The sequence below is a fragment of the Mycobacterium sp. IS-2888 genome (assembly GCF_001954215.1).
Lineage (GTDB): Bacteria > Actinomycetota > Actinomycetes > Mycobacteriales > Mycobacteriaceae > Mycobacterium.
Genome location: NZ_MBET01000044.1, coordinates 24851 through 38737 on the forward strand (window position 1 = coordinate 24851; position 13887 = coordinate 38737).

Here is a 13887-nt window from a genome sequence, read left to right on the forward strand (position 1 = left end):
AGTCGATGGTACGAGTGAGATTGCTGTGACTAGAGTGGTGATATTGAATCGTGAGGCAATTGCGACCTCGGCCGTAACCTCCCGCCGCGATTTCAGGGCGTCGCCGAATCGGGATACGCGGCGGGGTCAGATACCCTAGGCAACCGATGACAGCTCGCTTTGACCTCTTCGTCGTCGGCTCTGGATTCTTCGGCCTGACCGTTGCCGAGCGCGTGGCTACCCAACTCGGCAAGCGCGTGCTGGTCGTAGAACGGCGTCCGCACATCGGCGGCAACGCGTATTCCGAGGCCGAGCCCCAGACGGGTATCGAGGTCCACAAGTACGGTGCGCACCTGTTCCACACCTCTAATAAGAGGGTCTGGGACTACGTGCGCCAGTTCACCGACTTCACCGACTACCGGCATCGCGTGTTCGCGATGCACAACGGGCAGGCATACCAGTTCCCGATGGGGCTGGGCCTGGTGTCGCAGTTCTTCGGCAAGTACTTCACGCCCGCCGAGGCGCGACAGCTCATCGCCGAACAAGCCGCCGAGATCGACACCGCGGACGCGCAGAACCTGGAGGAGAAGGCGATCTCGCTGATCGGCCGGCCCCTCTACGAGGCGTTCGTCAAGGGATACACGGCCAAGCAGTGGCAGACCGACCCCAAGGAGTTGCCCGCTGCCAACATCACCCGGCTGCCGGTCCGCTACACCTTCGACAACCGCTACTTCAGCGACACCTACGAGGGGCTGCCGGTCGACGGCTACACCGCCTGGTTGCAGAACATGGCCGCCGACGACCGCATCGAGGTCAGGCTGGATACCGACTGGTTCGACGTCCGGGATCAACTGCGCCGGGAATCCCCGTCGGCCCCGGTCGTCTACACCGGGCCGTTGGACCGCTACTTCGACTACTCCGAAGGCCGGCTGGGTTGGCGCACACTGGACTTCGAAGTGGAAGTGTTACCCACGGGCGATTTCCAGGGGACGTCGGTGATGAACTACAACGATCTCGACGTGCCCTACACCCGCATCCACGAGTTCCGGCACTTCCACCCCGAGCGGGACTACCCGTCCGACAAGACCGTGATCATGCGGGAGTACTCCCGGTTCGCCGAGGACGACGACGAGCCCTACTATCCGATCAATACCGAGTCCGACCGCGCCTTGCTGGCCGCCTATCGGGAGCGGGCGAAATCCGAAACCGCGTCGTCGAAGGTGTTGTTCGGCGGCCGGCTGGGCACCTATCAATATCTGGATATGCACATGGCCATTGCCAGCGCACTGAACATGTACGACAACGTCCTCGCGCCGCACCTGCGAGATGGCAAAGCTCTAGTGGGGGAGAGCGCCTGATGACCGCCGTGAGCCTGCTGTCCCGAATCATCCTGCCGCGTCCGGGTGAGCCCCTCGACGTGCGGAAGCTCTACCTGGAGGAGTCGAAGACCAACTCGCGGCGCGCGCACGCCACGAGCCGCACCTCGCTGGAGATCGCCAAAGAGTCCGAGGTGTCGTTCGCGACGTATTTCAACGCGTTCCCGGCCAGCTACTGGCGCCGCTGGTCGATCTGCACGTCGGTGGTGCTGCGCGTCGAGCTGGCCGGAACCGGGCGCGTCGACGTGTACCGGACGAAGGCCACCGGCGTGCGAATCTCGGTGGAGGGTCGCCAGTTCGCCGGCACCGCCGAGCAGCCGGCCGTCGTCGAGATCGAGGTGCCGCTCAAGCCGTTCGAGGACGGCGGCTGGATCTGGTTTGACATCACCACCGACACCAACGTCACCCTGCTCAGCGGTGGCTGGTATGCCACCGAGCCCGCGCCGGGCACGGCCAACGTCGCCGTCGGCATCCCGACGTTCAACCGCCCCGCCGACTGCACCAATGCGCTGGCCGCGCTCACCGCGGATCCCTTGGTGGACGAGGTGATTGGCGCGGTGATCGTGCCGGATCAGGGTGTGCGCAAGGTCCGAGACCACCCCGACTTCCCCGCCGCGGCCGCCCGGCTGGGCGATCGGCTGTCGATCCACGACCAGCCCAACCTCGGCGGGTCCGGTGGATACAGCCGGGTGATGTACGAGGCACTGAAAAACACTGACTGCCAACAGATTCTGTTCATGGACGACGACATCCGCATCGAGCCCGACTCGATCCTGCGAGTGTTGGCCATGCACCGATTCGCCAAGAGCCCGATGCTGGTGGGCGGCCAGATGCTCAACCTGCAGGAGCCGTCGCATCTGCACATCATGGGCGAGGTGGTGGACCCGTCGAACTTCATGTGGACCGCGGCGCCGCACACCGAATACGACCACGATTTCGCCGAAAATCCGTTGAACGACAACAACCCTCGCAGCAAGCTGCTGCACCGTCGCATCGACGTGGACTACAACGGCTGGTGGACGTGCATGATCCCGCGGCAGGTCGCCGAGGAGCTGGGCCAGCCGCTGCCGCTGTTCATCAAGTGGGACGACGCCGATTATGGCCTGCGGGCCGCCGAGCACGGATACCCGACGGTGACGCTGCCCGGGGCGGCGATCTGGCACATGGCCTGGAGCGACAAGGACGACGCCATCGACTGGCAGGCCTACTTCCATCTGCGCAACCGGCTCGTCGTCGCGGCGATGCACTGGGACGGCGACGTCACCGGCCTGGTGCGCAGCCACCTGAAGGCAACGCTGAAACACCTTGCCTGCCTTGAATATTCGACGGTCGCAATCCAGAACAAGGCGATCGACGACTTCCTGGCCGGCCCCGAGCACATCTTCTCGATCCTGGAATCGGCGCTGCCCGAGGTGCATCGGATGCGCAAGGAGTTCCCGGATGCCGTCGTCCTGCCGGCGGCCAGCGAGCTGCCGCAGCCGATGCACCAGAGCAAGGCGATGAATCCGCCGGTGAACCCGCTGTCGATCGGTTACCGGTTGGCCCGCGGGATCCTGCACAACGCGACCAAGGCCGACCCGGCGGCCCATCAGCGTCCGGAGTACAACGTGCCGACGCAGGACGCGCGCTGGTTCCGGCTGTGCACGGTCGACGGGGTGACCGTCACGACGGCTGACGGGTGCGGTGTCGTCTATCGACAGCGCAACCGACGCAAGATGTTTTCGTTGCTGTTCAAATCGCTGCGCCGCCAGCGGCTGCTGTTGAGCCGGTTCGACGAGATGCGCCGGGTGTACCGCGGCGCGCTTCCGGTTCTGTCCAGCAAGCAGAAGTGGGAGACGGCGTTGCTGCCAGCAGCGGACAATGGCTGAAATCCCTCTTCCGGGGCCGCCGCGCGGCGAACTCGCCGCGATGGTCGCCGTCCAGGCGGCGCTGGCCGACCGCCCGGGGGTGCTGACCACGGCGCGCGGGCTGTCGCACTTCGGCGAGCACAGCATCGGCTGGGTGGCCGTGTCGCTGCTCGGTGCGCTGCTGGTGCCGCGGCAGCGCCGGGACTGGCTGGTGGCCGGGGCCGGCGCGTTCGTCGCGCACGCGGCCGCGGTGTTGATCAAGCGCGTGGTGCGGCGGCAGCGACCGAACCATCCGGCCGTCGCGGTGAACGTCGGCACGCCGAGCCGGCTGAGCTTCCCGTCGGCGCACGCCACCTCCACCACCGCCGCCGCGATCCTGATGGCCCGCACGACCGGGCTGCCCCTGCCCGTGTTGCTCGTCCCGCCGATGGCCCTGTCGCGGATACTGCTGGGGGTGCACTATCCCAGCGACGTGGCGTTCGGCATCGCGCTCGGCGCCGGCGTCGCGGGGATCGCACGCAGCAGCGGCGAGAGGTTGCGAAAGAGGGTCGCCGAATGAGTGAAGACGTGGTGGTCGGGCCGCCGGCAAACCTGATCGTCGGCGTGGTCAAGGCGATCCGCCCGCGGCAATGGGTGAAGAACGTGCTGGTGCTGGCCGCTCCGCTGAGCGCGGCCGGCCGCGGCCACCGGTACGAGTACGGCCAGCTGGGCATCCAGGTGGCGGTGGCCTTCGTGGTGTTCAGTCTGGCGGCCTCGTCGATATACCTGATCAACGACGTCCGCGACGTCGAGGCCGACCGCGAACATCCCACCAAGCGGTTCCGTCCGATCGCCGCCGGCGTGGTGCCCGAATGGCTGGCCTACGTTCTGGCCGCGTTCCTGGGTGTGGCCTCCCTGGCTATTGCGTGGTGGCTGACGCCGAACCTCGCGGTGGTGATGGCGGTGTACATCGCCATGCAGCTGGGCTACTGCTTCGGCCTCAAACACCAAGCGGTGATGGACATTTGCATCGTGTCGTCGGCGTATCTGCTGCGGGCCATTGCGGGCGGGGCGGCCACCGACACCCGGCTGTCGCAATGGTTCTTGCTGGTGGCGGCCTTCGCGTCGCTGTTCATGGTGGCCGGCAAGCGGTACGCCGAGCTGCAACTGGCCGAGCGCACCGGCGCGTCGATCCGCAAGGCGCTGGAAAGCTACACCAGCACCTACCTGCGGTTCGTCTGGACGATGTCGGCCACCGCGGTGGTGATGTGCTACGGGCTGTGGGCGTTCGAGCGCGACCACGGGTCCGCGCGCTGGTTCACGGTGTCCATGGTCCCGTTCACCATCGCGATCCTGCGCTACGCGGTCGACGTCGACGGCGGGCTGGCCGGGGAGCCGGAAGACATCGCGCTGCGTGACCGGGTGCTGCAGCTGTTGGCCCTGGCCTGGATCGCGACGGTCGGAGCCGCGGTTGCCTTCGGCTAGCCCCGGTCTGGAGGCCATCAAGCGTGAAGTGATGCGCCGCCGGGCGGCGGTCAGGCGGGTCGGCCGGCCGGTGTTCGCGTACGCCACCATGGTCCGGGTCAGCCTGTGGATCAGCGTGGCGGTAGTCGCGGTGCTGTTCGGCTGGGGCAGCTGGCAGCGGCGTTGGATCGCCGACGACGGGCTGATCGTGCTGCGCACGGTGCGCAACCTGCTGGCCGGCAACGGACCGGTGTTCAATCAGGGCGAGCGCGTCGAGGCGAACACCTCCACCGCCTGGACCTACCTGATGTACGTGGGCAGCTGGGTCGGCGGCCCGATGCGCATGGAATACGTGGCACTCGCGCTGGCCCTCGGGCTGTCCGTGCTGGGCGTGGCGCTGCTCATGCTGGGCACCGGGCGCCTCTACGCCCCCAGCCTGCGGGGCGCGCGGGCGATCATGCTGCCCGCCGGCGCGTTGGTCTACATCGCGCTGCCGCCGGCGCGTGACTTCGCCACCTCCGGTCTCGAAAGTGGTTTGGCGCTGGCCTATTTGGGATTGCTGTGGTGGATGATGGTCCGCTGGGGGCAGCCGCTGCGGACCCGCCCGGACAACCGGTTCTTCCTCGCCGCGCTGGCCTTCGTCGCGGGATTCAGCGTACTGGTGCGGCCCGACTTCGCACTCATGGGCGGCCTCGCCCTGATCATGATGCTGATCGCGGCCCGCACCTGGCAGCGTCGGGTGCTGATCGTGGTGGCGGGCGGATCCCTGCCGGTCGCCTACGAGATCTTCCGGATGGGCTACTACGGCCTGCTGGTGCCCGGCACCGCCCTGGCGAAGGACGCAGCCGGCGACAAGTGGTCGCAGGGCATGACATATCTCTCGAACTTCAACGCGCCCTACGCAATATGGGCGCCCGTCGTGCTGCTGGTGCCGCTGGGCCTGCTGTTGATGGCCGCGCGGCGGCGGCCGTCGTTCCTGCGGCCCGCCCTGGCACCCAACTACGGACGGTTCGCGCGCGCCGTGCAAAGCCCGGCCGCGGTGGTGGTTTTCGTCCTGGTGAGCGGTCTGCTGCAGGCGCTGTATTGGATCCGGCAGGGCGGCGACTTCATGCACGCCCGAGTGTTGCTGGCGCCGCTTTTTTGTTTGCTGGCTCCGGTCGCCGTCATCCCGGTGATCATCCCCGACGGCAAGGTGTACCTACGCGAGAGCGGCCTGTGGCTGGCCGGTGCGGCCGGGGTGCTGTGGCTGGGAATCGCGGGCTGGTCGCTATGGGCAGCAAACTCACCCGGGATGGGTGACGACGCCACTCACGTCACCTATTCGGGCATCGTCGACGAGCGGCGCTTCTATGCGCAGGCCACCGGGCGCGCCCATCCGCTGACCGCCGCGGACTACCTGGACTACCCGCGGATGGCTGCCATTCTGACCGCCCTCAACAACACCCCGGACGGGGCGTTGCTGCTGCCGTCGGGCAACTACACGCAGTGGGACCTGGTGCCGATGGGTCAGCCACCAGCCGGCAAGCCGCCCCAAAAGCCGCAACACACGGTGTTTTTCACCAACCTGGGCATGGTCGGCATGAACGTCGGGCTCGACGTGCGGGTGATCGACCAAATCGGGCTGGCCAACCCCATCGCGCAACACACGGGGCGACTGCAGCACGGCCGGATCGGGCATGACAAGAACCTCTTCCCCGACTGGGTTATCGCCGACGGCCCCTGGGTGAAGGTCTATCCGGGCGTTCCGGGCTACCTGGACGCGAATTGGGTCGCCCAGGCGGCGGCGGCGCTGCAATGCCCCGAAACCCAGGCGGTGCTGAGCTCGGTGCGCGCCCCGATGACGCCACACCGCTTCGTCTCAAACTTCTTGCATTCCTTCAAATTCACCCAGTATCAGATCGACCGCGTGCCGCTCTACGAGCTCGCCAGGTGCGGGCTGCCGGTGCCCGAGCCGGGCCCGCCGCCGCCCCGCGAGTGAGTTCCCGAGCAGATTTTTTCGCCGCGTCTCAAACCGCTCGCGTCGCGCCGGCGCGGCGGATTGACAGCAAAATCACATCTATCGCGCCACCAGCGTGCGGCACCGGGTGGGCACATGCGGAAACGCCCTTCTCGGCCGCCTCGTTCGGCGCGAAAATCAGCGGAAATGACGGCCGGAGGAGCGTTTGCGGGAGCTCCTCGATGCGACCCGATGCCCGATGTTGTGATTGACTACACGGGCACTGCTGCGCCTAATCGCATGCAGTCGGACCCAATCGATCATGCGCGGGGACGAAAGATGCGCCCGAAAGGATGAGGAAGCAAGGATGAAGCTTGTTGACAGAGTTCGCGGTGCCGTAGCGGCTATGCCGCGCCGGCTCGTGGTGGGTGCTGTTGGGGCAGCCCTGCTGTCGGGCCTGATCGGCGTCGTGGGGGGCCCGGCGACCGCCGGGGCGTTCTCTCGGCCGGGCCTGCCGGTGGAGTACCTGCAGGTTCCCTCGGCGGCGATGGGCCGCGACATCAAGGTTCAGTTCCAGAGCGGTGGCGCCAACGCGCCGGCGCTGTACCTGCTGGACGGTATGCGCGCGCAGGACGACTTCAACGGCTGGGACATCAACACTCCCGCCTTCGAGTGGTACAACCAGTCCGGCATTGCCGTGGCCATGCCGGTCGGCGGTCAGTCCAGCTTTTACTCCGACTGGTACAAGCCCGCCTGCGGTAAGGCCGGCTGCACCACTTACAAGTGGGAAACCTTCCTGACCAGCGAGCTGCCGCAGTACCTGGCGGCGCAAAAGCAGGTCAAGCCCACCGGCAGCGCCGCGGTCGGCCTGTCGATGGCCGGATCGTCGGCGTTGATCCTGGCGGCGTACCACCCCGACCAGTTCGTCTACGCCGGTTCGCTCTCGGCGCTGCTGGACCCGTCGCAGAGCATGGGCCCGTCGCTGATCGGCCTGGCGATGGGCGACGCCGGCGGCTACAAGAAAGACGACATGTGGGGCCCGTCCAGTGACCCGGCGTGGCAGCGCAACGACCCGTCGCTGCAGGTCGGCAAGCTCGTCGCCAACAACACCCGCATCTGGCTCTACTGCGGTAACGGCAAGCCGTCGGACCTCGGTGGCGACAACCTGCCCGCGAAGTTCCTGGAGGGCTTCGTGCGGACCAGCAACCTGAAATTCCAGCAGGCGTACAACGCCGCCGGCGGTCACAACGCCGTGTGGAACTTCGACGCCAACGGCACCCACGACTGGCCGTACTGGGGAGCGCAGCTGCAGGCCATGAAGCCTGACCTGCAGCAGGTGCTCGGCGCCACGCCCGGCGCCGGCCCCGCGACCGCTGCCGCCACCAACGCCGGCAGCAGCACCACCGGCACGTAGCAGCCAGCCGAAAGCAACACCACTAAATGGCGGCGATCCCTCGGGGTCGCCGCCATTTAGTGATTTACGCCGCCCATCGGGTGTGGATAGTGTGCTCACAGCGACTAGACGATGGAGGGTGGACATGAGGGGTCTGTCAGCGCTGCTGCGGGTGTTCTGCGTTGCCGCACTATCGGTCGGGTTCGGCGGGGCGGCTCTGGGGCTAGGGGCTCCCGGAACCGTCGGCAAAGCCAAGGCCGCGGGCTACGAAAGCCTGATGGTGCCGTCGGCGGCCATGGGCCGCGACATCCCCGTGGCCTTCCTGGGCGGCGGGCCGCACGCGGTCTACCTCCTCGACGCCTTCAATGCCGCCCCGGACGTCAGCAACTGGGTGACCGCGGGTAACGCGATGAACACCTTGGCCGGCAAGGGGATCTCGGTGGTAGCGCCCGCGGGTGGCGCCTGGAGCATGTACACCAACTGGGAGAACGACGGCAGCAAGCAGTGGGACACGTTCCTGTCCAGCGAACTGCCCAACTGGCTGGCCGCCAACAAGGGCCTGGCCCCCGGCGGCCACGCCGCGGTGGGCGCCTCGCAGGGGGGCTATGCCGCGATGGCGCTGGCCTGCTTCCACCCCGACCGCTTCGGCATGGCGGGTTCGCTGTCCGGCTTCCTCTACCCGTCGAGCACCAACTCCAACGGCGCGATCCTGGCCGGCCTGCAGCAGTACGGCGGCGTGGACGGCAACGGCATGTGGGGCGCCCCGCAGCTGGGCCGGTGGAAGTGGCACGACCCGTACGTGCACTCCACGCTGCTGGCGCAGAACAACACCCGGGTATGGGTTTACAGCCCGACGAACATGGGCGGTGACGACGCCGCGATGGCCGGCCAGGCGGGCGCGGCGATGGGCAGCGCCCGGGAGTTCTACCAGCAGTACCGCAGCAACGGCGGGCACAACGGCCACTTTGACTTGGGCGGCGGTGGCAACGACTGGGGTTCGTGGTCGGGGCAGCTGGGTGCGATGTCGGGAGACATCGTCGGCGCCATTCGCTAGCCAGACGGTGCCGGTGCGCCGAGCCGGTACGGTGGTGGGTGCAGCAGAGGGCGGGACGGCCGCCTATCTCTATATGAGCTGCGACTTCCGACTCTGCTAGCAGGAGAACATGGCCACCACCGCCCGGCGTAGACGCCGAATCCTCGCCTGGGTTGCCGCTCTTTCGATGGCCGCCGTCGTATTGCTGGTGATCGTGGGCGTGGTGATGCTGCTGCGCAGCCCCTCGTCGCCGCCCAGCGCGGTGCCGCCCGGCGTCCTGCCGCCGTCGTCGACGACGAGCCACCCCCACAAACCGCGACCCGCCTCGCAGGACGCCTCGTGTCCCGACGTGCAGTTGGTCAACGTCCCGGGCACGTGGGAGTCCTCGGTGCAGGACGATCCGGGCAATCCGATGCAGTTCCCGAATGCGTTGCTGCACAAAGTGACTGCCCAGCTCGGCCAGCAGTTTCCGGCCGCCCGGGTGCTGTCGTACACCACCCCGTACACGGCGCAGTTCCACAACCCACTGAGCGGGGACACGCAGATGTCCTACAACGACAGCCGCGCCGAGGGCACCCGCGCCACCGTCCAGGCGATGACCGACATGAACAACAAGTGCCCCTTGACCAGTTACGTGCTGATGGGTTTTTCGCAGGGTGCGGTAATCGCGGGGGATATCGCCAGCGACATCGGCAACGGCCGCGGCCCCGTCGACGACGACCTGGTGCTCGGTGTGACATTGATCGCCGACGGCCGTCGCCAGCAGGGGGTGGGCAACGACATCGGGCCCAACCCGCCGGGGGAGGGCGCCGAGGTCACTTTGGCCGAGGTGCCGATGTTGTCCGGCCTCGGGTTGACGATGACCGGGGCACGACCGGGCGGCTTCGGTGCGCTCAACGACAGGACGAACGAGATCTGCGCGCCGGGCGATCTCATCTGCGCAGCCCCGAACGAGGCGTTCAGCGTCGCCAACCTGCCGGCCACGCTGAACACGCTCGCCGGCGGCGCCGGCCAGCCAGTGCACGCGCTGTACGCGACCACCCAGTTCTGGAACTTAGACGGGGTCCCTGCGACGGATTGGACGTTGAACTGGGCCCACGGGCTCCTCGACAACGCGCCGCATCCCAAACACGGCTGATATGGCCGCGCGTGAGGCCGATACGTGACGGAATCGGCGGTACCTTGTGATTTGGTCTGCCGCGTGCCGCCCCTTAACATTAAGAGAAAAGTAAGAGCATTTGGATCGTGACCCGTTTGGGTCGAAGCTGGCACCCAATCGACGCGCGCCTCAGCATGCGCCGTGACAGGGCCGGCTTGCGCGCGGTTATAACGTCGGAGCAGCCGACCAAATTGTGTTGTGACAGGAGAAACCGGAATGGCGTACCACAACCCGTTCATCGTCAACGGAAAGATCAGGTTCCCGGACAACACCAACCTGGTCAAGCACGTTGAGAAGTGGGCGCGGGTGCGTGGCGACAAGCTGGCCTACCGGTTCGTCGACTTCTCCACCGAACGCGACGGTGAATACAAGGACATTTCGTGGGCGGAGTTCAGCGCCCGCAACCGTGCGGTGGCCGCCCGGCTGCAGCAGGTCACCCAGCCCGGTGACCGCATCGCGATCCTGTGCCCGCAGAACCTGGACTATCTCGTCGCGTTGTTCGGCGCGCTGTACGCCGGCAGGATCGCGGTGCCGTTGTTCGACCCCTCCGAGCCGGGGCACGTCGGGCGTTTGCACGCCGTGCTCGATGACTGCACGCCATCGACGATCCTGACCACCACCGAGGCCGCCGAGGGTGTGCGCAAGTTCATCCGCGCCCGCGCGGCCAAGGAGCGCCCCCGCGTCGTCGCCGTCGACGCGGTGCCCAACGAGGTGGCATCCACCTGGGAGGAGCCGGTGGCCGACGAGAACACCATCGCCTACTTGCAGTACACCTCGGGCTCCACCCGCACCCCGACCGGCGTGCAGATCACCCACCTGAACCTGCCCACCAACGTGCTGCAGGTGCTGGAGGGGCTCGAAGGTAAGGAAGTTGACCGCGGCCTGTCCTGGCTGCCGTTCTTCCACGACATGGGCCTGATCACGGCGCTGTTGTCGCCGGTGATCGGTCACAACTTCACCTTCATGACGCCCGCCGCGTTCGTGCGCCGGCCCGGCCGGTGGATCCGGGAGATGGCGCGCAAGCCCGACGACGCACCGGACTGCGAGGTCATCACCGTCGCGCCGAACTTCGCGTTCGAGCATGCCGCGTTGCGCGGTGTGCCCAAGGAAGGCGAACCGCCGCTGGACCTGAGCAACGTCAAAGCGATCCTCAACGGCAGCGAGCCGGTGTCCCCCGCGTCGATGCGCAAGTTCTACGAGGCCTTTGCGCCCTACGGTCTGCGCGAGACGGCGATCAAGCCGTCCTACGGTCTGGCCGAGGCGACGCTGTTCGTTTCCACCACACCGATGGACGAGGCGCCCAGGGTCATCCACGTCGACCGTGCCGAGCTGAACAACCAGCGCTTCGTCGAGGTATCCGCGGATTCGCCGAGCGCGGTGGCGCAGGTTTCCGCGGGCGTCATCGGCGTCGACGAGTGGGCCGTCATCGTCGACCCCGACACGGCCAGCGAGCTGCCCGACGGCCAGATCGGCGAGATCTGGCTGCACGGCAACAACATGGGCAGCGGCTACTGGGGCAAGGAAGCCGAAACCACCGAGATCTTCCGCAACATCCTCAAGTCGCGGATCAGCGAGTCGCACGCCGAGGGCGCCCCCGACGACGGCATGTGGGTGCGCACCGGCGACTACGGCACCTACTACAAGGGGCACCTCTATATAGCGGGCCGCATCAAGGACCTGGTCATCATCGACGGCCGCAACCATTACCCGCAGGACCTCGAGTACTCGGCGCAGGAAGCCAGCAAGGCGCTGCGGACCGGTTACGTGGCGGCCTTCTCGGTGCCGGCGAACCAACTGCCGCAGGAAGTCTTCGACAACCCGCACGCCGGTATCAAGTACGACCCCGACGACAGCTCCGAGCAGCTGGTGATCGTCGCCGAGCGCGCCGCCGGCTCGCACAAGCTGGACTACCAGCCGATCGCCGACGACATCCGCGCGGCCATCGCCGTGCGCCACGGCGTCACGGTCCGCGACTTGCTGCTGGTGCAGTCGGGAACGATCCCGCGTACCTCCAGCGGCAAGATCGGGCACCGCGCCTGCCGCGCCGCCTACCTCGACGGCAGTCTGCGCAGCGGCGTCGGGTCCCCGACCGCCTTCGCCGGCGCCAACGACTGAATCAGGAACCATGGCTGACACAGACGAACCTCAGGAGAACCCGCCCGCCAACAAGACCGACATGACGGTCCCCGAGATGCGCGAGTGGCTGCGCAACTGGGTGGGCCGGGCCGTCGGGAAATCGCCCGACGACATCGACGAGTCGGTGCCGATGGTCGAGCTGGGTTTGGCGTCGCGGGACGCCGTGGCGATGGCCGCCGACATCGAGGACATGACCGGTGTCACGCTGTCCGTCGCGGTGGCCTTCCAGCACCCGACCATCGAATCGCTGGCGACCCGCATCATCGAGGGTGAGCCCGAGGTGGCCGACGAGCTGGACGACGCCGATTGGTCGCGCCCCGGCCCGGCCGAGCGCGTCGACATCGCGGTGGTGGGCCTGTCCACCCGGCTGCCCGGCGACATGAACAGCCCCGACGAAACCTGGCAGGCCCTGCTGGAGGGCCGCGACGCCATCACCGATCTGCCCGAGGGCCGCTGGTCGGAATTTCTCGAAGAACCGCGCATCGCCCAGCGCGTCGGCACCGCCCGCACCCGGGGCGGCTACCTGAAGGACATCAAGGGCTTCGACTCGGAGTTCTTCGCGGTCGCCAAGACCGAGGCCGACAACATCGACCCGCAGCAGCGGATGGCGCTGGAGCTCACCTGGGAGGCGCTCGAGCACGCCCGGATCCCGGCATCGAGCCTGCGCGGCGAGGCCGTCGGCGTGTACGTCGGCTTCTCCAACAACGACTACCAATTCCTGGCGGTCTCCGACCCCACCGTCGCTCACCCGTACGCGATCACCGGCACCGCCAGCTCGATCATCGCCAACCGGGTGTCCTACTTCTACGACTTCCGCGGCCCCTCGGTCGCGCTGGACACCGCGTGTTCGAGCTCGCTGGTGGCGACGCATCAGGCGGTCCAGGCGCTGCGCAACGGTGAGTGCGACGTGGCGGTCGCCGGCGGTGTCAACGCGCTGCTGACCCCGTTGGTGACGCTCGGGTTCGACGAGATCGGTCAGGTGCTTTCTCCCGACGGCCGGATCAAATCGTTCTCGTCGGACGCCGACGGCTACACCCGCTCCGAGGGCGGCGGCATGTTCGTGCTCAAGAGGGTCGACGACGCCCGCCGCGACGGCGACCAGATCCTGGCCGTGATCGCCGGCAGCGCGGTCAACCACGACGGCCGGTCCAACGGCCTGATCGCCCCCAACCAGGACGCGCAGGCCGAGGTGCTGCGCCGCGCCTACAAGGACGCCGGCATCGATCCGCGCACCGTCGACTACATCGAGGCGCACGGCACCGGCACCGTGCTGGGTGACCCGATCGAGGCCGAGGCGCTGGGTCGTGTCGTCGGGCGGGGCCGCCCCGCGGACCGCCCGGCATTGCTGGGCGCGGTGAAAACCAATGTGGGACACCTGGAGTCGGCCGCCGGCGCGGCGAGCCTGGCCAAGGTGGTGCTGGCCTTGCAGCACGACAAGCTGCCGCCGTCGATCAACTTCGCCGGGCCGAGCCCCTACATCGACTTCGACGGCATGCACTTGAAGGTCATCGACTCCCCGGCCGATTGGCCGCGCTACGGCGGTTACGCCCTGGCCGGGGTGTCCAGCTTCGGCTTCGGCGGGGCC

At 67.5% G+C, this 13887-nt stretch carries 10 protein-coding genes; all 10 read left to right on the plus strand.

Features of this window, described 5'->3' with window-relative positions:
• Positions 1-146: 146 nt before the first annotated feature.
• Positions 147-1337, plus strand: coding sequence for a UDP-galactopyranose mutase (glf, locus tag A5745_RS07155; RefSeq protein ID WP_076063096.1), 1191 nt, complete (start codon positions 147-149; stop codon positions 1335-1337).
• Positions 1337-3223: a glycosyltransferase gene (locus A5745_RS07160; RefSeq protein ID WP_076063098.1), complete on the plus strand. Its 1887-nt coding sequence runs from the start codon at positions 1337-1339 to the stop codon at positions 3221-3223. The genes glf and A5745_RS07160 overlap by 1 nt, the downstream gene beginning before the upstream one ends.
• Complete coding sequence (locus A5745_RS07165) at positions 3216-3761, plus strand: phosphatase PAP2 family protein (protein WP_076115589.1); 546 nt, start codon at positions 3216-3218, stop codon at positions 3759-3761. The genes A5745_RS07160 and A5745_RS07165 overlap by 8 nt, the downstream gene beginning before the upstream one ends.
• Complete coding sequence (locus tag A5745_RS07170) at positions 3758-4666, plus strand: decaprenyl-phosphate phosphoribosyltransferase (protein WP_076063101.1); 909 nt, start codon at positions 3758-3760, stop codon at positions 4664-4666. The genes A5745_RS07165 and A5745_RS07170 overlap by 4 nt, the downstream gene beginning before the upstream one ends.
• Complete coding sequence (gene aftB / locus A5745_RS07175) at positions 4653-6623, plus strand: terminal beta-(1->2)-arabinofuranosyltransferase (RefSeq protein WP_305800052.1); 1971 nt, start codon at positions 4653-4655, stop codon at positions 6621-6623. The genes A5745_RS07170 and aftB overlap by 14 nt, the downstream gene beginning before the upstream one ends.
• 325 nt (positions 6624-6948) lie before the next feature.
• Positions 6949-7995: a diacylglycerol acyltransferase/mycolyltransferase Ag85A gene (gene ag85A, locus A5745_RS07180; RefSeq protein ID WP_076063105.1), complete on the plus strand. Its 1047-nt coding sequence runs from the start codon at positions 6949-6951 to the stop codon at positions 7993-7995.
• 124 nt (positions 7996-8119) lie between these two features.
• Complete coding sequence (locus A5745_RS07185) at positions 8120-9028, plus strand: alpha/beta hydrolase-fold protein (RefSeq protein ID WP_076063106.1); 909 nt, start codon at positions 8120-8122, stop codon at positions 9026-9028.
• A gap of 109 nt (positions 9029-9137) precedes the next feature.
• Complete coding sequence (locus tag A5745_RS07190) at positions 9138-10145, plus strand: cutinase family protein (RefSeq protein WP_076115591.1); 1008 nt, start codon at positions 9138-9140, stop codon at positions 10143-10145.
• A gap of 237 nt (positions 10146-10382) precedes the next feature.
• Positions 10383-12281 carry a long-chain-fatty-acid--AMP ligase FadD32 gene (fadD32, locus tag A5745_RS07195; protein ID WP_076063110.1) on the plus strand — a complete coding sequence of 633 codons (1899 nt, stop codon included), beginning with the start codon at positions 10383-10385 and terminating at the stop codon, positions 12279-12281.
• A 10-nt stretch (positions 12282-12291) separates the two neighbouring features.
• Positions 12292-13887, plus strand: a 1596-nt coding sequence (locus tag A5745_RS07200) for a type I polyketide synthase (RefSeq protein ID WP_217695269.1), incomplete at its 3' end; no start/stop codon positions are given.